Source organism: Shinella sp. R2-11 (assembly GCF_055330205.1).
Window position 1 is genome coordinate 287,244 of record NZ_JBVAPC010000001.1, and the last position, 18,958, is coordinate 306,201.

General features: G+C 65.1%; 16 protein-coding genes. 9 read left to right on the plus strand and 7 right to left on the minus strand.

Features of this window, described 5'->3' with window-relative positions:
- Nucleotides 1-435 precede the first annotated feature (435 nt).
- Both ACZ1A1_RS01430 and ACZ1A1_RS01435 read left to right on the plus strand, forming a co-directional pair.
- On the plus strand, nt 436-1,536 hold the full coding sequence (locus ACZ1A1_RS01430; RefSeq protein ID WP_463618451.1) for a carboxynorspermidine decarboxylase: 1,101 nt from the start codon (nt 436-438) through the stop codon (nt 1,534-1,536).
- A 36-nt stretch (nt 1,537-1,572) separates the two neighbouring features.
- On the plus strand, nt 1,573-2,811 hold the full coding sequence (locus tag ACZ1A1_RS01435) for a saccharopine dehydrogenase family protein (protein WP_463618452.1): 1,239 nt from the start codon (nt 1,573-1,575) through the stop codon (nt 2,809-2,811).
- A gap of 93 nt (nt 2,812-2,904) precedes the next feature.
- Here ACZ1A1_RS01435 and greA read toward each other — a convergent pair whose 3' ends face one another.
- The 4 genes from greA to ACZ1A1_RS01455 all read right to left on the minus strand — a co-directional run bounded on the left by greA (nt 2,905) and on the right by ACZ1A1_RS01455 (nt 7,279).
- On the minus strand, nt 2,905-3,387 hold the full coding sequence (gene greA, locus ACZ1A1_RS01440; RefSeq protein ID WP_463618453.1) for a transcription elongation factor GreA: 483 nt from the start codon (nt 3,385-3,387) through the stop codon (nt 2,905-2,907).
- A 101-nt stretch (nt 3,388-3,488) separates the two neighbouring features.
- Nucleotides 3,489-3,698, minus strand: a complete 210-nt coding sequence (locus tag ACZ1A1_RS01445; protein ID WP_119254326.1) for a hypothetical protein — start codon at nt 3,696-3,698, stop codon at nt 3,489-3,491.
- A gap of 167 nt (nt 3,699-3,865) precedes the next feature.
- The gene (gene rhaI, locus ACZ1A1_RS01450; RefSeq protein ID WP_463618454.1) at nt 3,866-5,158 is read right to left on the minus strand and encodes an L-rhamnose catabolism isomerase; all 1,293 of its coding nucleotides are present in this window, start codon (nt 5,156-5,158) and stop codon (nt 3,866-3,868) included.
- A 24-nt stretch (nt 5,159-5,182) separates the two neighbouring features.
- Nucleotides 5,183-7,279: a bifunctional rhamnulose-1-phosphate aldolase/short-chain dehydrogenase gene (locus ACZ1A1_RS01455; protein ID WP_463618455.1), complete on the minus strand. Its 2,097-nt coding sequence runs from the start codon at nt 7,277-7,279 to the stop codon at nt 5,183-5,185.
- Nucleotides 7,280-7,480: 201 nt separating this feature from the next.
- On the opposite strand from ACZ1A1_RS01455, the gene ACZ1A1_RS01460 reads away from it, so the two are divergent.
- The 7 genes from ACZ1A1_RS01460 to ACZ1A1_RS01490 all read left to right on the plus strand — a co-directional run bounded on the left by ACZ1A1_RS01460 (nt 7,481) and on the right by ACZ1A1_RS01490 (nt 14,777).
- A complete protein-coding gene (locus ACZ1A1_RS01460) occupies nt 7,481-8,293 on the plus strand; it encodes a DeoR/GlpR family DNA-binding transcription regulator (protein ID WP_119254323.1) in 813 nt (270 codons plus the stop codon).
- A gap of 49 nt (nt 8,294-8,342) precedes the next feature.
- Entirely contained in the window at nt 8,343-9,338 is a 996-nt protein-coding gene (rhaS, locus tag ACZ1A1_RS01465; protein ID WP_463618456.1) for a rhamnose ABC transporter substrate-binding protein, read from the plus strand.
- Between the two features lie 219 nt (nt 9,339-9,557).
- Nucleotides 9,558-11,096, plus strand: a complete 1,539-nt coding sequence (locus ACZ1A1_RS01470; protein ID WP_463618457.1) for a sugar ABC transporter ATP-binding protein — start codon at nt 9,558-9,560, stop codon at nt 11,094-11,096.
- Between the two features lie 12 nt (nt 11,097-11,108).
- Nucleotides 11,109-12,098, plus strand: a complete 990-nt coding sequence (locus ACZ1A1_RS01475; protein ID WP_463618458.1) for an ABC transporter permease — start codon at nt 11,109-11,111, stop codon at nt 12,096-12,098.
- On the plus strand, nt 12,095-13,099 hold the full coding sequence (locus ACZ1A1_RS01480; protein ID WP_463618459.1) for an ABC transporter permease: 1,005 nt from the start codon (nt 12,095-12,097) through the stop codon (nt 13,097-13,099). Before ACZ1A1_RS01475 ends, ACZ1A1_RS01480 begins: the two co-directional genes overlap by 4 nt.
- Nucleotides 13,099-13,413 carry an L-rhamnose mutarotase gene (gene rhaM, locus ACZ1A1_RS01485; RefSeq protein ID WP_463618460.1) on the plus strand — a complete coding sequence of 105 codons (315 nt, stop codon included), beginning with the start codon at nt 13,099-13,101 and terminating at the stop codon, nt 13,411-13,413. Before ACZ1A1_RS01480 ends, rhaM begins: the two co-directional genes overlap by 1 nt.
- Nucleotides 13,410-14,777 (plus strand): FGGY-family carbohydrate kinase, encoded by a 1,368-nt coding sequence (locus ACZ1A1_RS01490; protein ID WP_463618461.1) that lies wholly within the window; start codon nt 13,410-13,412, stop codon nt 14,775-14,777. The genes rhaM and ACZ1A1_RS01490 overlap by 4 nt, the downstream gene beginning before the upstream one ends.
- 3 nt (nt 14,778-14,780) lie before the next feature.
- On the opposite strand, the gene ACZ1A1_RS01495 is transcribed toward ACZ1A1_RS01490, so the two are convergent.
- From ACZ1A1_RS01495 to ACZ1A1_RS01505, 3 genes are all read right to left on the minus strand, one after another.
- On the minus strand, nt 14,781-16,724 hold the full coding sequence (locus tag ACZ1A1_RS01495) for a MacB family efflux pump subunit (RefSeq protein WP_463618462.1): 1,944 nt from the start codon (nt 16,722-16,724) through the stop codon (nt 14,781-14,783).
- 9 nt (nt 16,725-16,733) lie between these two features.
- Entirely contained in the window at nt 16,734-18,011 is a 1,278-nt protein-coding gene (locus ACZ1A1_RS01500) for an efflux RND transporter periplasmic adaptor subunit (RefSeq protein ID WP_463618463.1), read from the minus strand.
- A 124-nt stretch (nt 18,012-18,135) separates the two neighbouring features.
- Complete coding sequence (locus tag ACZ1A1_RS01505) at nt 18,136-18,945, minus strand: pseudouridine synthase (protein WP_463618464.1); 810 nt, start codon at nt 18,943-18,945, stop codon at nt 18,136-18,138.
- Nucleotides 18,946-18,958: the final 13 nt, after the last annotated feature.

The following is an 18,958-nucleotide window of genomic DNA, read 5'->3' on the forward strand; positions in this document are numbered from 1 at the left end:
TTGAAATCTCCGGCGCGCCTGTGCTAGAGAGCGCCCCACTTATTGCAGGTTTCATCTGCTGGTTGGGGAGGACGCCATGTCTTGCGACGCCCTCTTCCAATCGGGGATGGGCTCGGTAGATGCCCCCCGAACGGAAGAACGCTTTACGATGCGTGCCATCGCGGCACGGTCTGGCTTTGACGCCGTTACGCCCTCCGGCCCCGTGCGGCCGGTGAAGACACCGCGCCTGCCCGTCCTCCATTTCACGCGATATGCCGACCGGGCGAACAGCGCCAAGGCGCTGTCACATCGCCGTGTCCGCACGACGATACCGTAACAGACGGTTCCTTCCCGTAAGTTCCAGCGGAGCGGGAGGCTGACGCCTCCGCGAGCCGCTGTTCCATCGCGTTCCGGCACCGGCCAGCGCGCGTTCCACCGCAAGAAGACAGGTTCCCCATGTCCCTCAACACGCCCTATTACCTGATCGACAAGTCGAAGCTTCTCGCCAACATGGAGAAGATCGCCCTGCTTCGCGAGATTTCCGGCGCCAAGGCGCTCTTGGCGCTGAAGTGCTTCGCCACCTGGTCGGTCTTCGATTTCATGCGGGACTACATGGACGGCACGACCTCCTCCTCGCTCAACGAGGTGCGCCTCGGCCACGAGCGCTTCGGCAAGGAGACGCACGCCTATTCCGTCGCCTATGCGGACTACGAGATCGACGAGGTCATCAGCCACGCCGACAAGATCATCTTCAACTCTGTCAGCCAGCTCGACCGCTTCTCCGACAAGGCCGCCGGCATCGTGCGCGGCCTGCGCCTCAACCCCGGCATCTCCTCCTCCAGCTTCGACCTCGCCGACCCCGCCCGCCCCTTCTCGCGCCTCGGCGAATGGGACGTGAAAAAGGTCGAGCCGGTCATGGACCGCATCTCGGGCTTCATGATCCACAACAATTGCGAGAACGGCGATTTCGAGCTCTTCGACCGCATGCTCGGCACCATCGAGGAGAAGTTCGCCCCGCTCCTGAAGAAGGCCGAATGGGTGAGCCTCGGCGGCGGCATCCACTTCACGGGCGCGGACTACCCGCTGGAGAGGTTCGCCGAACGGCTGAAGCGCTTTGCGGGCGAATACGGCGTGCAGGTCTACCTGGAACCCGGCGAAGCCTCGATCACCAGGTCCACCACGCTTGAGGTGACCGTGCTCGACACGCTCAACAATGGCAAGGACCTCGCCATCGTGGACTCATCCATCGAGGCGCACATGCTGGACCTGCTGATCTACCGCGAGAACGCCAAGCTTTCCCCGAACACCGGGCCGCACCGCTACATGGTCACTGGCAAGTCCTGCCTTGCCGGCGACATCTTCGGCGAGTTCAATTTCGAGCAGGAACTGAAGGTCGGCGACCGCATCTCCATCCAGGACGCCGCCGGCTACACCATGGTCAAGAAGAACTGGTTCAACGGCGTGAAAATGCCGGCCATCGCCATCCGCGGGCTGGATGGCACCATCCGCACCGTCCGCGAATTCGACTACGCGGACTACGAAGCAAGCCTTTCCTAAATCCCCTCATCAACCCAGAAGGAGCTATTCCGGGACATGAAGAAGAACGTGCTCATCATCGGCGCCGGCGGCGTTGCACAGGTCGTGGCGCACAAATGCGCCCAGAACAACGACGTGCTCGGCGACATCCACATCGCTTCGCGCACCAGGGCGAAGTGCGACAAGATCATCGCGTCCGTTCATGAGAAGAAGGCGATGAAACAGCCGGGCGTCCTTGAAGGCCACGCCCTCGACGCGCTCGACATCGAGGCCACCAAGGCGCTCATCACGTCGACGAAGTCTGAGATCGTCATCAATGTCGGCACCGCCTTCCTCAACATGTCGGTGCTGCGCGCCTGCATGGACACGGGCGTCGCCTATATCGACACCGCCATTCACGAGGAGCCGGGCAAGATCTGCGAGACGCCGCCGTGGTACGGCAACTACGAGTGGAAGCGTGCGGCCGAATGCGAGGAGAAGGGCATCACCGCCATCCTCGGCGCCGGCTTCGACCCGGGCGTCGTCAACGCCTATGCCAAGCTCGCCAAGGACGAATATCTCGACAAGGTGACGGATGTCGACATCGTCGACATCAATGCCGGCAGCCACGGCAAGTACTTCGCCACGAACTTCGACCCGGAAATCAACTTCCGTGAATTCACCGGCGTCGTCTATTCCTGGCAGAACGGCCAGTGGCAGACCAACAAGATGTTCGAGATCGGCAAGGACTACGACCTGCCGGTCGTCGGCACGCGCCGCGCCTATCTGTGCGGCCATGACGAGGTGCATTCGCTCGCCAAGAACATGGACGGCGCGAATGTGCGCTTCTGGATGGGCTTCGGCGATCACTACATCAACGTCTTCACCGTCTTGAAGAACCTCGGCCTCCTCTCCGAGCAGCCGGTCAAGACGGCCGAAGGCCAGGAAGTCGTGCCGCTCAAGGTCGTCAAGGCCGTGCTGCCCGATCCCGCCTCGCTCGCCCCCGGCTACGAGGGCAAGACCTGCATCGGCGACTACGTGAAGGGCCTGAAGGACGGCAAGGAAAAGACCGTCTTCATCTACAACGTGGCCGACCACAAGGAAGCCTATGAGGAAGTCGGCAGCCAAGGCATCTCCTACACCGCCGGCGTCCCCCCGGTCGCCGCCGCGATGCTCATCGCTACCGGCGAATGGGACGTGAAGAAGATGGCGAACGTGGAAGAACTGCCGCCGAAGCCCTTCATCAACCTCCTGAACCGCATCGGCCTGCCGACCCGCATCCAGGACGAGGACGGCGACCGCGCCGTCAGCTTCTGAACCCGATGCCCATGCCGTGGACGGCATGGGCAAGGCTCCCGAAACGGAAAGGCCGGCGCGATGCCGGCCTTTTTTCATGACGGCTATTGCCAATCAGGCGATCTTCTCGATCTCCAGTTCCTGCCCGCCCATCGTCACCACGTCGCCGACCGCCTTGCCCATGAGGAGGTGCGCGACGGGGGAGACGTAGGAGATCGACCCTGCCTTGGGGTCGGCCTCGTCCTCGCCGACGATGCGGTAGGTCTGCACGCGGCCGTCGTCCCGGTTGAAGGTGACGGTGCTGCCGAAGGCGACGGCGTCGTTCGTCGCAGGAGCCGGAACGAGCTGGGCGGTGCGCAGCCGCTCGGAAAGATAGCGCAGGTCGCGCACCGGTCCGGCCAGCTGGCGGCGGCGCTCGTTGATGTCCTCGACCGCGTTGGCGGCCTCATAGGCCTCCTTCGCCTCCTGAAGCTGGCGCTCGAGCGCCTTCAGGCCTGTCTCCGTCACGAGATTGGGATGCGGCGAAACGGGGCGGTCCGGCAGCTGGGTTTCCGCTGCCGTCTCCGCGCTCTCTTCCTTGACGAATGCAACGCTCACGCGCGAACTCCGTTCTGGCTGTGCGATCCGGGCCGCCAAATTGCCTGGCGGCTGCAGGAATTGCTCAAAAGCCTATCCTTACTGACATTCGCGCGCGAAAGCTACCGCAGCCAGATGGCAAGGTCGGACGGCTTGCGGCCGCGACGCTTCTGCGCGCCGAGCTTTTCCCAGGCGAACTTCTTCGCCGCCGCCTCGGCCGCCTCGCGGGTCGGATAGGCATCCGGCAGCACATAGTCCTTGCCCTCGCAGCACACCAGCGCACGGCAACTGAGAACGTCGAAATGCAATTGGATATCGGTCTGTTCGTTCATTTCGCCCTCCCTTCACGGCAGGAATCGAACACGCAACGTCACCGGAAGTTCCAGGCCATCTGAACTTTGTGCGAAAGCGTACAGACGACGGAATTCCGCGCGCAAAAAATCCCCGGCGAAAACCACATTCGCCGGGGTCGAGAGGATTTGGGGGAAGCCCGATAGACTCAGATGATGCCGCCGCCGCCCGCGACGGAGGCGGGTCGCTCGGCGGCGACCCTGGCGCGGTAACCGCTGGCGCGATAGGTCGCGACGGGGTCGACGGCACCGCCCGTGCGGCGGCGGGCCTCGGCGAGGATCGGCTCCACATCGGTGCGGTAGGCGCGCTTCAGCGTTTCCGTCGCCATCAGGGCGTCGTTGTCGTCCTGGTAGCCGGACAGCGCCGTGCGGTCGACGAGGAGCGCCTGCGCGTAGGCGCGACGGATTTCGTTTGCGCTGTTGATCAGGCTTTCGATCGGGTCGGTGACATTGTGCGACTGGTCGATCATGTGCGCCGGGTGGAAGCCCTTGACGCCGCGCGCCTCCGCATCCACCAGCTCGTTGAAGACGAGGAACAGGCGATAGGGCTCGATGGCGCCGGCATCGAGGTCGTCGTCGCCGTATTTGGAATCGTTGAAGTGGAAGCCGCCGAGCTTGCCGAACTGGATGAGCCGGGCGACGATCATCTCGATATTGGTGTTCGGCGCGTGATGGCCGAGATCGACGAGGCACTGGGCCTTGGGGCCGAGCGTCTGGGCGATCAGATAATTGGTGCCCCAGTCCTGCACGACCGTCGAATAGAAGGCCGGCTCGTACATCTTGTGCTCGGAGAAGAGCTTCCAGTCATCCGGCAGGCCCTTGTAGATCTCCGCCATGGCGGCAAGGTAGCGCTCGAACGACTTGGTGAAGTTGCTCTGGCCGGGGAAGTTGGATCCGTCGCCGACCCAGACCGTCAGCGCCTTGGAGCCGATGGCCTTGCCGATCTCGATGCATTCCAGATTGTGCTCGACCGCCTGGGCGCGTGTCGCCGCGTCCGTATGGCTGAGCGAGCCGTATTTGTAGGAATGTTTCTGGCCGGGCGCATCGGAGAAGGTGTTGGAGTTCATCGCGTCGAAGCCGAGGCCGAGCGCATCGCCCCTGGCCTTCAGTTCCTTCGGATCGGCCTTGTCCCACGGGATATGCAGCGAGACATTGGGCGTGGCGCGCGTCAGCTGCTGGATGACGGCGCAGTCGTCCAGCTTGTCGAAGATGCCGCGCGGCTCGCCGGTGCCGGGAAAGCGCGCGAAGCGCGTGCCGCCCGCGCCGACGCCCCAGGAGGGGACGGCGACGAAGAACTGTTCGACCTTGGCCGTGACCGCCTCGATGTCGATGCCACGGCGGGCGAGGTTCGCGCCGAGCGCCTCGTAGTCTTCCTTCAGCGCCTGGGCGCGCCTGTCGTTTTCCCGCGCGACGACATCCTGCGCGATCCTGAATTCAGCCATTCCGTCCTCCCTGATCCACGCGCATTAGCGCGGGAAACTCTGCGCGTTGCCGGCATCCACGTTGATGATGTTGCCCGTCGACTTTGCCGAAAGGTCCGATGCGAGGAAATAGATCGCCTCGGCGATGTCCTCCGGGAAGACGTTGAGCTTGAGCATCGAGCGCTTGCGGTAATGCTCCTCCAGTTCGCTCACCTCGATCTTCGAGGAGGCCGCGCGCTGCTCGCGCCACTCGCCGCCCCAGATCTTGGAGCCGCGCAGCACCGCATCGGGGTTGACCGTGTTCACGCGGATGCCCGCCTCCGCGCCTTCGAGCGCAAGGCAGCGCGCAAGGTGGATCTCGGCGGCCTTGGCCGTGCAATAGGCCGAGGCGTTCGGCGAGGAGGCAAGGCCGTTCTTGGAGGCGACGAAGACCACATTGCCGCCGATATTCTGTCGGCGGAAGAGGCGGAACGCCTCGCGCGAGACGAGGAAGTAACCGGTCGCAAGGATTTCGATGTTCTTGTTCCACATCGAAAGCTCCGTGCTTTCGACCGGCGCGGAGGAGGCGATGCCGGCATTGGAGACGAGGATATCGACGCCGCCGAATTCGACGCAGGCCTCCGCGAAGGCGGAAATGACGCCCGCCTCGTCCGTCACGTTGAGCGTGACGGTGCGCACGACGTCACCACTGTATTTCTTGGCGAAGTCCGCGCCGACCTGTTCAAGCGCATCGGCGTCGATATCGGCCAGCACCACGCAGGCGCCCTCGCCCGCCAGCCGCTCGGCCGTCGCGCGGCCGATGCCGCCGGCGCCGCCCGTCACGAAGGCGACGCGGCCGGCAAGGCTCTTCGGCTTGGGCATGCGCTGGAGCTTTGCTTCCTCCAGCAGCCAGTATTCGATGTCGAAGGCTTCCTGCTCCGGCAGGCCCTGGTATTCGGAAACCGTCGAGGCGCCGCGCATCACGTTGATGGCGTTGACGTAGAATTCGCCGGCGATGCGCGCGGTCGCCTTGTCCTTGGCGAAGGACAGCATGCCGACGCCGGGAACGAGGAAGATGACCGGGTTCGGGTCGCGCATGGCCGGCGAATTGCCGCGCTTGCAGGCTTCATAGTAGCGGGCGTAGTCGGCGCGATAATCCTCCAGAGCCTTGTCGAGACCGGCGATCACGGCGTCGGCATCCGGTTTTGCCGGGTCGAAGTCGACGATGAGCGGCCGGATCTTGGTACGCAGGAAATGGTCCGGGCAGGAGGTGCCGAGCGCGCCGAGCGGCTTCAGGTCCCTCGAATTGACGAATTCGAGCACGGCGGCCTGGTCGTCGAAATGGCCGAGCTTGCGCTCGCCCTTGCCGATGCGGCCGCGGATTTCCGGCATCAGCTTTGCGGCAACGGCGCGGCGCTCGGCTTCACCGAGGCTTTTTGCGACGGCGCCGCCGAAGATCGTCTTGCCTTCCGTCTCCTTCGCGAACCATTCGATCGCCCGGTTGATGATGTCGAGCGTCAGCAGGTAGCAATCCTTGGCATCGTCCGCCCAGGTGAAGAGCCCGTGGCTTTCGAGAACCACGCCCTTGGCCTTCGGGTTCGCCTTCACGAAGGCTTCGAGGTCGAGGCCAAGCTGGAAGCCGGGGCGGCGCCAGGGCAGCCAGCCGATCTCCTCGCCGAATATCTGCGCCGTCAGCGCCTTCGAATTCTTCGAGGCGGCGATGGCGATGATCGCGTCGGGATGCATGTGGTCGACATGCGCGAACGGCACGAAGCCGTGCAGCGGCGTGTCGATGGAGGCGGCGCGCGGGTTGAGGTTGAAGGTGCAGTGCGGCAGGAAGCCGACCATGCGGTCCTCGTCCTCGACGCCCTTGTAGATGCCCTTCAGCGCTTCGAGCTTTTCCATGTAGAGGGTCGCGAAACCGTCGAGCTTGATCGTGCCGACGTCGCCGCCGGAGCCCTTCACCCACATGACACGGACCTTCTCGCCCGTCAGCGGATCGGTTTCCAGCACCTTGGCCGAGGTGTTGCCGCCGCCGTAATTGGTGATGCGCTTGTCGGCGCCGAGGAGATTGGAGCGGTAGAGCAGCTTGCCGGGCTCGTCGAGCCTTGCGGCATGGGCGTCGTCCCAACGGTTTTCGAGAAGGCGGGGCTGGCCCGTCATGACATCCTCCCTGGTCTGTCCAATCACGGGATGCCAGCGCGGCGTCCCGTCTCCTTTGCCAGAGCTATGGCGCACCTTGGCTCGCAATGTCAATCATTTTTGATCACTAAAGATCATTGTGCAGTGCAATATGATCTTTTTTGATCGTTTCTGATTGACAGACTAAAACGAATGCGAATAAATCATACTGAGGAGGACCCCATGCACGAACGCGAACGCCATCGCATCATTCTGAGCGCTATCCAGGAAAAGCCCGTCGTGACGGTGCAGGATATCGCCGAACTGACCGAGGCATCCGAAGCCACGATCCGCCGCGACATCGCCGCCTTGCATGTTCAGGGCAAGCTGCGCCGCGTGCGCGGCGGCGCCGAGGCCGTGCATCCGCCGCAACTCGGCAATCTGGCGGCGCGTCCGTTCAAGGTGTCCGAATCGATCAACATCGATCGCAAGCGCGCAATCGCCCGCCGCGCGGTGGAGCTCTGCGAGGAAGGCGACTCGATCATCATCAACGGCGGCACCACGACGTTCCAGATGGTGCATTTCATGTCGGCCCGCCGCCTGCAGGTCATGACCAATTCCTTCGCCATCGCCGAGCATCTGGTGAAGCATTCCAAATGCACGGTGAGCGTTCCGGGTGGCGCGATCTACCGCGACCAGAGCCTCATTCTCTCGCCCTTCGACAATGACGCGATCCGCAATTTCTATGCGCGGCGCATGTTCATCGGAGCACAGGGCGTCAATGCGCTCGGCATCATGGAGGCAGACGCGCTGGTCATCCAGAGCGAGCAGAAGCTGATGCGGCAGGCGGAGGAATTGATCGTGATGGTCGATTCCAGCAAGTTCGAGCGGCGCTCCAGCCTCATTCTGTGCCCGCTGGAGAATGTCACCACGATCATCACCGACGACAGGATTTCGGACGAGGCGGCCGCCATGGTCGCCCATGCCGGCATAAGGCTCATCACGGTCAAGCCGATGGCTTCGACCGAGAAGGAGGATTCCACCTCGGCGGCCTGACAAGCGGGCGGCCGGGAGGAGTGAACGTTTCAACATTGGGAGGAAGACCATGAAACTGACCACGAAACTGCTCGCCGGCGCGACGCTCGCGCTTGCCGCCATGGTGTCCACGGCCAATGCCGCGGACATGAAGATCGCCTTGCTCGTCAAGTCGCTCGGCAACGGCTTCTTCGAGGCCGCCAACAAGGGCGCCGAGGAAGCCGCCAAGGAACTCGGCGGCGTCGAGATCATCTATACCGGCCCGACCACGACGACGGCCGAAGGCCAGATCGAGGTCATCAACTCGCTGATCGCCCAGGGCGTCGACGCCATCGCGATCTCCGCGAACGACCCGGACGCCGTCGTCCCGGCCCTCAAGAAAGCCCAGCAGCGCGGCATCAAGGTCATCTCCTGGGATTCGGGCGTGGCACCGGAAGGCCGCATCATGCACCTCAACCCGTCGTCCAACGAGCTGATCGGCAAGATGTGCCTGCAGCTCGCCAAGGACCACCTGCCGGATGGCAAGGGTGACTTCGCGATCCTCTCGGCGACGACGACCTCGACCAACCAGAACACCTGGATCGAGGAAATGAAGAAGCAGATCGGCGACTTCCCGGGCCTCAACCTCGTCACCACCGTCTACGGCGACGACCTTGCCGACAAGTCCTACCGCGAAGCCAACGGCCTCCTGACCTCGCAGCCGAACGTCAAGGTCATCGTCGCCCCGACGACGGTCGGCGTCCTCGCCGCCTCGCAGGCCGTCAAGGATGCCGGCAAGATCGGCGAGGTCTATGTGACCGGCCTTGGCCTTCCCTCCGAGATGGCCGGCGCCATCAAATCGGGCGCGACCAAGGAATTCGCCATCTGGAACCCGATCGACCTCGGCTATTCCGCCACCCAGATCGCCTACCACCTCGTCAAGGGCGACACGGACGGCGCGCCGGGTTCGGAAATCGAAGCCGGCCGCATGGGCAAGATCAAGGTCGGCGACAACGGCGAGGCCGCCATGGCCGATCCCTTCGTCTACGACGCCTCGAACGTCGAGGAATTCGCGAAGATCTTCTGATCCGGAGCAAGACGATGCTGCTGTCCTCCTTCTCCCCGGCGGGGAGAAGGTCGCGGCAGCGGGATGAGGGGGACGCCGGAGGCGAAAGCGACCGTCCCTCCCCCTCATCCGACCCTTCGGGCCACCTTCTCCCCGAGGGGAGAAGGAAAACCGAGACGCCGTGCGTCCAACGCAATTGCCCGGCCCTTCGCTGGAGAGGGCCTTCAAGGTGAACCGAACATGCTCGCCGCCACACAACAGTCCGATGCCGGCTCGATGTCCAAAAGCACAAAGTCCCCCATTCTGGAGATGCGCAGCATCTCGCAGATATTCCCCGGCGTAAAGGCGCTCGACGGCGTCGATATCGCGCTCTATCCCGGCGAGGTGACGGCGCTGATCGGCGAGAACGGCGCGGGCAAATCGACTCTGGTGAAGATCCTCACCGGCATCTATCGCCCGAACGAGGGCGAGATCGTCATGGACGGCCAGCCCGTGACCTTCGCCAATGCGCAGGCCGCCATCGACGCCGGCGTCACCGCCATCCATCAGGAGACCGTGCTCTTCGACGAGCTGACGGTCGCGGAAAACATCTTCCTTGGCCATGCGCCGCGCACGCGCTTCGGCCTCATCGACTGGAAGACCATCAACGAGCGCGCCCGCGCGCTGATGCACCAGCTCGAAAGCAATATCGACCCGACGATCAAGCTGAAGGACCTCTCGATCGCCCAGCGGCATCTGGTGGCGATCGCCCGGGCGCTCTCCGTCGAGGCGCGCATCGTCATCATGGACGAGCCGACGGCCGCGCTCTCGCGCAAGGAGATCGACGACCTCTTTCGCATCGTCGGGAACCTGAAGAAGCAGGGCAAGGCCATCCTCTTCATCAGCCACAAGTTCGACGAGCTCTACGAGATCGCCGACAGCTACGCCGTCTTCCGCGACGGGCGCATGGTGGGCGCCGGCCGGCTGAGCGAGACGCCGCAGGAGGAGATCGTGCGGCTGATGGTCGGCCGCGACGTGCATGACGTCTTCCCAAAGGGCAAGGTCGCCATCGGCGAGACCGTGTTCAGGGTCGAGGGCTATTGTCACGACACGGAATTCCGCGACATCTCCTTCGAGCTCAGGCGCGGCGAGATTCTCGGCGTCTACGGCCTCATCGGCGCGGGACGCTCGGAACTCTGCCAGTCGCTGTTCGGCATGACCGTGCCCGCCTCGGGAAAGACCTTCCTCGACGGACGCGAGATCGCCATCCGCTCGTCCGCCGACGCGATTGCCGCCGGCGTCGTCTATGTGCCGGAGGAGCGCGGCCGCCACGGCCTCGCGCTGGACATGCCGATCTACCAGAACATGTCGCTGCCCTCGCTCGCCCGCACCTCGACGCGCGGTTTCCTGAAGGCGATCAACGAGTTTTCGCTGGCGCGCAAATATGCCGAGCGGCTGGACCTGCGCGCCGCCGCGCTCTCCGTGCCGGTCGGCACGCTTTCGGGCGGCAACCAGCAGAAGGTCGTCATCGGCAAGTGGCTCGCCACGAAGCCGAAGGTCATTATCCTTGACGAGCCGACCAAGGGCATCGATATCGGCTCCAAGGCTGCGGTGCACGCCTTCATCTCGGAACTTGCCGGCGAGGGCCTCTCCATCGTCATGATCTCCTCCGAACTGCCTGAGATCCTCGGCATGTCGGACCGCGTGATGGTGATGCGCGAGGGGCTTATGGCCGGCCTGTACGACCGCGACGGGCTGACGGCGGAAACGCTGGTGCGCGCGGCGACCGGCAATGCGTAAGGGCGAATGAGCATGCAGCGTCTTCTCAAGAACCGTGAACTCCTGCTGGCCCTGATCATCCTCGTGATGATCGCCGGCTTCGCGACGCGCGCGGCCGGCTTCGCCTCCCTCGCCAATCTCGCCAATATCTTCAACGATACGTCGATCCTCATCATCCTCGCGCTCGGCCAGATGACGGTGATCCTGACGAAATCCATCGACCTCTCGGTCGCGGCGAACCTCGCCTTCACCGGCATGGCGGTCGCGATGCTGGATGCGGCCTATCCCGGCCTGCCGCTGGCGCTGCTCATCTTGCTCGCCGTTGGCATCGGCGCGGCGCTCGGCGCGATCAACGGCTTCCTCGTCTGGCTCTTGCAGATCCCGCCCATCGTCGTGACGCTCGGCACGCTTACCATCTATCGCGGCATGGCCTTCGTTCTGTCGGGCGGCAGCTGGGTGAATGCCCACCAGATGACGCCCGATTTCCTCAACCTGCCGCGCTTTCTCGTGCTCGGCCTGCCGATCCTCTCCTGGCTCGCCATCGCCATCGTGCTGATGATGTGGTTCGTGCTGACGCGCACGCCCTTCGGCCGTGCCGCCTATGCCTCGGGCGGCAACCCCACGGCCGCCATCTATGCCGGCATCGATGTCGGCCGCTCGCGCTTCCTCGCCTTCGTGCTGTCCGGCGCGCTCGCCGGCCTTTCCGGCTATCTCTGGGTGTCGCGCTATGCTGTCGCCTATGTCGACATCGCCGCCGGCTTCGAGCTGGACAGCGTCGCGGCCTGCGTCATCGGCGGCATCTCGATTGCCGGCGGGATCGGCAGCGTGATCGGCACCGTGCTCGGAGCGCTCTTCCTCGGCGTCATCAAGAACGCGTTGCCCGTCATCGGCATTTCGCCCTTCGCGCAGATGGCCATTTCGGGCGTCGTCATCATCCTCGCCGTCGTCTTCAACGCCCGCGCCGAGAAGAAGAAGGGCCGCATCATCCTGCGCGACCGTGCCGCCAAGGAGACGCTGGCATGAACACCGAGACTACCATCCGCCGCCAGATCCCCGACCGGCTCGGCACGCCGATGAAGCGGCTGCTGGCAAGCTGGGAAGTGCTGCTCTTCTGCGTGGCCGTCCTCATCTTCACCGCCAATTCGCTGGCCTCGCCTTATTTCCTCGATGCCTGGAACCTCTCGGACGCGACGTTCAACTTCACGGAAAAGGCGCTGGTCGCCTTCGCCATGGCGCTGCTGATCATCGCCGGGGAAATCGACCTTTCCGTCGCCGCGATCATCGCGCTCGCCTCGACCGCCATGGGCGCGGCGGTGCAGATGGGCGTCGGCACGCCCGGCCTCGTCATGATCGGCATCGGCACCGGCCTTGCCTGCGGCGCGTTCAACGGCCTGCTCGTCGCCGGCCTCAAGCTGCCGTCCATCGTCGTCACCATCGGAACGATGAGCCTCTTTCGCGGCATCTCCTATATCGTCCTCGGCGATCAGGCCTACGGCAAATATCCCGCCGACTTCGCCTGGTTCGGCCAAGGCTACGTCGTCTGGGTCTTCTCCTTCGAATTCGTGCTCTTCCTCGTCATGGCCGTGGTCTTCGGCGTACTGCTGCACCGGACGAATTTCGGCCGCCACGTCTACGTCATCGGCAACAATGCCATGGCCGCACGCTTCTCCGGCATTCCGGTCGACCGGGTGAAGTTCATCCTTTTCCTGCTGACAGGCCTGATGAGCGGCATCGCCGCCGTCTGCCTCACCTCACGCCTCGGCTCCACCCGGCCCTCCATCGCGCAGGGGTGGGAGCTGGAAATCGTGACCATGGTCGTGCTCGGCGGGGTCTCGATCCTCGGCGGGGCGGGCACGATTGCCGGCGTCGTCATCGCCGCCTTCGTCATGGGCCTCGTCACCTTCGGACTCGGCCTCCTCAATGTGCCCGGCATCGTCATGTCCATCTTCATCGGCCTGCTGCTCATCGTCACCATCGCCCTGCCGATCGTCGCACGCCGGATCAAGCATGCAAGGAAAGCCTGATGAAACGGCACGCCTTCAAGATGAAGCTCCATCCCGGCATGGCGGCGGAATACAGGAAGCGCCATGACGAGATCTGGCCGGAACTGGTTGCCCTGCTGCATGAGGCAGGCGCGTCCGACTATTCGATCTATCTCGACCCGGAGACGAACATCCTCTTCGGCATCCTCACCCGGCCGGAAGATCATGCCATGGCGGCCCTGCCCGAGCATCCCGTGATGAAGCGCTGGTGGGCGCACATGGCCGATATCATGGAGACCAACCCGGACAATTCCCCCGTCCAGAGCGACCTCGTTCCCGTCTTCCATATGCCATGAGCGCCTATCGCCGCATCGCCGTTCTCGATATCGGCAAGACCAATGCCAAGGTCGTCGTCCTCGACGCCGCGACGGGCGCGGAAATCGCCGCCGCCCGGATGGCCAACGCCGTCCTGAAGGACGGCCCCTACCCGCATTACGACGTGGAAGCACTCTGGGCGTTCACGCTCGACGCCTACCGCCGCTTCGCCAAGGAAACCGGTTTCGACGCCATCTCGATCACGACGCACGGTGCCTCGGCAGCGCTGCTCGATATCGACGGCAATCTCGCCATGCCGGTGCTCGACTACGAGCACGAATACCCGCAGGCGATCCGGGACTCCTATGATGCGCTTCGTCCGCCCTTCGCGGAGACGCGCTCGCCGCGCCTGTCGATGGGCCTCAATGTCGGGGCGCAGCTGCATTACCAGAAGACCGTGTTTCCGGACGCCTTCGCCAAGGTGACGACCATCGTCACCTACCCGCAATACTGGGCGGCCCGGCTGACCGGCATCGCGGCGAACGAGGTGACCTCGCTCGGCTGCCACACAGACCTCTGGAACCCGCAGGCCGGCGCCTATTCGTCGCTGGTCGACACGCTCGCCATCCGCCCGCTGATGGCGGCGATCCGGCCGGCCTTCGATGCCCTCGGCTCCCTCCTGCCGGACATTGCCGAAGACATCGGCGTCTCGGTCCCCGTCTATTGCGGCATCCACGATTCCAATGCCTCGCTGCTGCCGCATCTGGTGGCGCGCGAGGCGCCCTTCGCGGTGGTCTCGACCGGCACATGGGTAATCAACTTCGCGGTCGGCGGCGATCTGGAGCATCTCGATCCGGCGCGCGACACGCTCGCCAATGTCGATGCCTATGGCCGCGCCGTGCCCTCCTCCCGCTTCATGGGCGGGCGGGAGTTCGAAATCCTCTCCGCGGAAATCGGCAGCGTGGCGGATGAGGATATCCGTGCGGCCCTGCCCGCGGTGATCGAAAGGGAGCTGATGCTCACGCCGAATGTCGCGCCGGGCTCCGGGCCCTTCCCCGGCCATCAAAGGCGATGGCTGAATGCGGAGGGCGCGAGCGCCGCCGAGCACCATGCCGCCGCCTGCCTCTACCTCGCCCTGATGAACGAGGCCTGCCTTGGCCTGATCGGCGCCAAGGGGCCGACGATTGTCGAGGGGCCATTTGCGGCGAACCGGCTCTACCTCACTCTTTTGGCCGCATTGACCGGCCGCCCGGCTATCGCCGTTCCGGGCTCCACCGGCACCAGCCAGGGTGCTTCGCTGCTCACCGGCATCGCGCCGGTCGCAACACCGGAGACACGAGTGGAGCCTTCGGCCGTGCCCGGGCTGGCGGCCTATCGCGCGGCCTGGCTTGCGGCGGTCGGCTAAGCCTCAATCGGCGCTGAGCGCGACGGCCGGCTGGAGATGCGAGGCGTTGCGCGCCGGCAGGTAGCCGAAGACGAGACCCGTCAGGAACGAACAGGCGAAGGCGAGCGCCACGGGACCTGCGGTGAAGCTGACCGGCATGCCGAAGGCCTTGGCGAGCCCGCCGATGGAGAGCCCCAGGACGACGCCGATGGCCCCGCCGATCGCCGATACCACGAGCGCCTCGATGAGGAATTGCAAGAGGATATCGCGCCGCCTTGCGCCGGTCGCCATGCGCACGCCGATCTCGCGGGTGCGCTCGCGCACGCTCACCAGCATGATGTTCATCACCCCGATGCCGCCGACGAGCAGCGAGATGGCCGCGACGGAGCCGAGGAAGAGCTTCATCGTGTTCGACGTCTCGGTGAAGGCCTCGCGCACCGAGGACATGTTGGTGATCTGCGTATCCTCGGCCTTGTGCCGCTCGTTCAGCAGCGACTGGATGGCATCCTGCGTCAGGTCGATGGCCGAGGCGTCCTCGACCTGAACGGTGATGGTGCGCACGTTGCGCTGGCCGAAGAGCCGCATGCTGCCGGTGGAAAGCGGCACGAGCATCACGTCGTCCTGGTCGTTGCCGCCGGCGCTCGCGCCCATCTCGGCCATCACGCCGATCACCTGGAAGGGGATCTTGTTGACGAGGACATACTGGCCGAGCGGGCTGCCGCCGGCCGGAAACAGGGTTTTCGCCACCGTCTGGCCGAGCACGACGACCGGCGCATAGGTGTCCATGTCGTCCTGGTTGATGAACTCGCCCGAGGCGATGCTCCAGGATTTCGCGCGCGGGAAGGCCGGCACCGTGCCGTTGGCGGTCGTCTGGTAATCGATATTGCCGTAGCGCACCGTCACGGAGCTCGTCATTTCCGGCACGGCGAAGGCGACGTTCGGCAGTTCGAGGATCGCGTCGGCATCCGAGGGAACGAGCGTCACGGGAAAGCTGCCGCCAGCGCCGCGAAAATTCGCCATGCTCGGGCGCACCAGCAGGAGGTCCGAGCCCATCGAGGAAATGCGGTCGAGCACGGAGTTCTGCGCGCCCGTGCCAATGGCCAGCATCGCCACCACGGAGCCGACGCCGATGACGATGCCGAGCAGCGTCAGAACCGTGCGGAAGAGATTGGCGTGGAGCGCCCGGAAGGCCATCTTGATCGCCTCCGAAATGTCGGCGATGGCCGCGGAGCCCTCCTGCACGGCCTTCTGCAGGCCGGCGGCGGCTTCCGCGGAGGGGCGGGTCTTGCGGGCGCGGTCGGAGATGATGCGGCCGTCGCGGATCTCGATCAGCCGGTCGGCCGCCTCCGCCACCTCGCGCGAGTGGGTGATGAGGATGATCGTGTGGCCGTCCTCGTGCATCCGGCGCAGGAGGGCCATGACCTCCTCGCCGCTCTGGCTGTCGAGCGCGCCGGTCGGCTCGTCGGCGAGGATGACGCGGCCGCCGTTCATCAGCGCGCGGGCGATGGAGACGCGCTGCTGCTGGCCACCGGAAAGCTGGTTCGGGCGGTGGTCGAGCCGGTCGCCGAGCTTCAGCGAGCCGAGCAGCGCTTCGGCCCGCTCCTGCCGGTCGCGCGCCGGAAGGCCGGCATAGATCGCCGGCACCTCGACATTCTCGCGGGCGCTCGCCGTCGGGATGAGATTGTAGCTCTGGAAGACGAAGCCGAAGGTGCGGCGGCGCAGCGCCGCAAGCTCGTCGCTCTCGAAGCCGGCGACCGGCTCGCCATCGATGAGATAGTCGCCCGACGTCGGCTGGTCGAGGCAGCCGAGGATGTTCATCAGCGTCGACTTGCCCGAGCCGGACTGGCCGATGATCGCCACGAACTCCCCCGCCTCGATATCAAGCGTGATGCCGTGCAGGACCTCAACGGCGAAGTCGCCGTTGTGGAAGGTCTTGGTGACGTCCCGAAGCGAGATGAGCGCCGTCATGGCCGCACCTCAGAACATCGGCGGCATGCGCATGCCGCGCCGCGAGTTCCGGTCGCCGCCCGAGGCATTGCCGCCGCCCGCGCTGACAACCACCTTGTCGCCCTCGGCAAGGCCGCTCTTCACCTCGACGCTGACGCGGTTGCGGATGCCCGTTTCGACCGCGCGCACTTCCTGCTTGCCGGAGGCGGTGACGACCGTCACCTCCGCCTTCGGCTTGCCGCCGCCCTCGGGGCGCTTCATCGACACTGCACCGGCCGGCACGACCAAAACGTCGCGCGCCGCGGCCTGCACGAAGAAGACCTGCGCGCTCATCGACATCATCAACTCGCCCTCCGGGTTCGGCACGTCGAACAGGGCGTTGTAGAGCACGACATTGTTCTCGACGGTCGGGGACGGCTCGATCTGGCGGAGCTTGCCGGTAAAACGCTTGCCCGGCTGGCCGAGCAGCGTGAAATAGGCCTCCATGCCCACCTTGAGGCGGCCGACATCGGCCTCGGAAACCTCGGCGCGCACGGTCATGGTGGAAAGGTCGGCGATGGTGACGATGGTGGGTGCGGTCTGGACCGAGTTCAGCGTCTGGCCCTCCTTGACCGGATTGGCGATGACGGTGCCCGCCATCGGCGCGTAGATCTTGGTGTAGCCGAGATCGACCTCGTCGCCGGCCAGCGTCGCCTGCTGCTTGCGGATCTGCGCCTCGGTGGCGTTGACGTCCGCTTCCGCCGCGGCAAGGTCGGCCACGGCCTGGTCGAGCGCCTGCCTGGCGGCCGCATTGCCGGCCACGAGGCTGCGCTGGCGGGCGATATTGGCCTGCTTGAATTCGAGCTGCGCCTTCTTGGAAACGAGCTGCGCCTGGAGATTGACGAGTTCCGCGCGGTTGATCTCCATGCGGTTCTCGATGGTCGCCGGATCGATCTCGGCGAGAAGCTGGTCCTTCTCGACGGCATCGCCGATGGCGATATGCAGGGCCTTGAGCTGGCCGGACACCTGCGCGCCGGCATCGACGGACTTCACCGCCTCCAGCGTGCCGACCGCCGTCACCGCATTCTCGATATCGCCGCGCGTGACAGGCTGGGTGATGATCGCGGTCGTCGTCTCTGCCGGCGCATAGGCGCGCCAGCCGTAATAGCCGGCACCGGCGAGAATGGCGATGACCGGCAGCCAGACCCAGGCGCGCGAGCGGCGCTTGCGGCGCGCGGGCGGGGTCGCGCCCGGCATGAAGGTGACATTCGTGCGGCCGCTCTCGTCGGCGGCCTTCTCATCCGTCTTCGGTCGTGCGGTCTTGGTCATCGGCATTCCCACATGTCGAGGCCATGCCTCTTAAGTCCCTTTCATCGACATGTGGCACCGGAAGGCCCCGAGGAGAAGCCCTTGGGATCATTATATTTCCGTAATGTTCGCCGAAAGGCTCATGTTATCCGGGCCTGCCGGCCCGCCTTGCCGCGATGCGCCGGCGCAGGCTTGCCACCTCCTCCTCCGTCAGCATTCGCACCGCCCCCTTCTCCAGATCGCCGAGCGCAAGATCGCCGATGGAGACGCGCAGGAGCCGCAGGCATTCGATGCCCAGCGCCTCCAGCATGCGGCGGATCTGGCGGTTCTTGCCCTCGTCGAGCACCACCTCGATCCAGGAATTCTTCTCGCCTTCGCGCACGGTCCGCACCTTCGTGGCGCACAACAGGTCACCGTCATGGCTGACGCCGCGCATCATGGCGTCGAGCACCTCCCGGTCGGCCTTGCGGTCCATCTGGACGTGATAGGTCTTGGCGACATGGGTTTCGGGGTCGAGCAGCGCCTGGGCGAATTCCGTATCGTTGGTGAAGAGCAAAAGCCCCTCGCTCGCCTTGTCGAGGCGGCCGACGGGGGAGAGATGCGCGTGGTCGAGATGCTTCAGGCAATCGAAGACCGTCGGCCGGCCCTCCGGATCATGCCGCGTGGTGACGAGGCCGCGCGGCTTGTTCAGCATCAGGTAGACGCGCTCCTCGGCGGCGACGCGCATGCCGTCCACCGCGATCACCGCCTCGGAAAGGTCGACCCAGGTCTCGGTATCGGTCGTCACGCGGCCGCCGACCGTCACCCGTCCCTCGCGAACCAGCGCTTCGGCCTGCGTGCGCGAGCAGAAGCCGAGCTTGGAGAGGGCGCGCGGCAGCGTCACCCGCTTTCCGCCCGCGGGCTGGCCGCCTTCACGGCCGGTTTTCGGTTTCTGCGCCTTGCGGGTGCCCTTCATCTCGCCGTCCTTG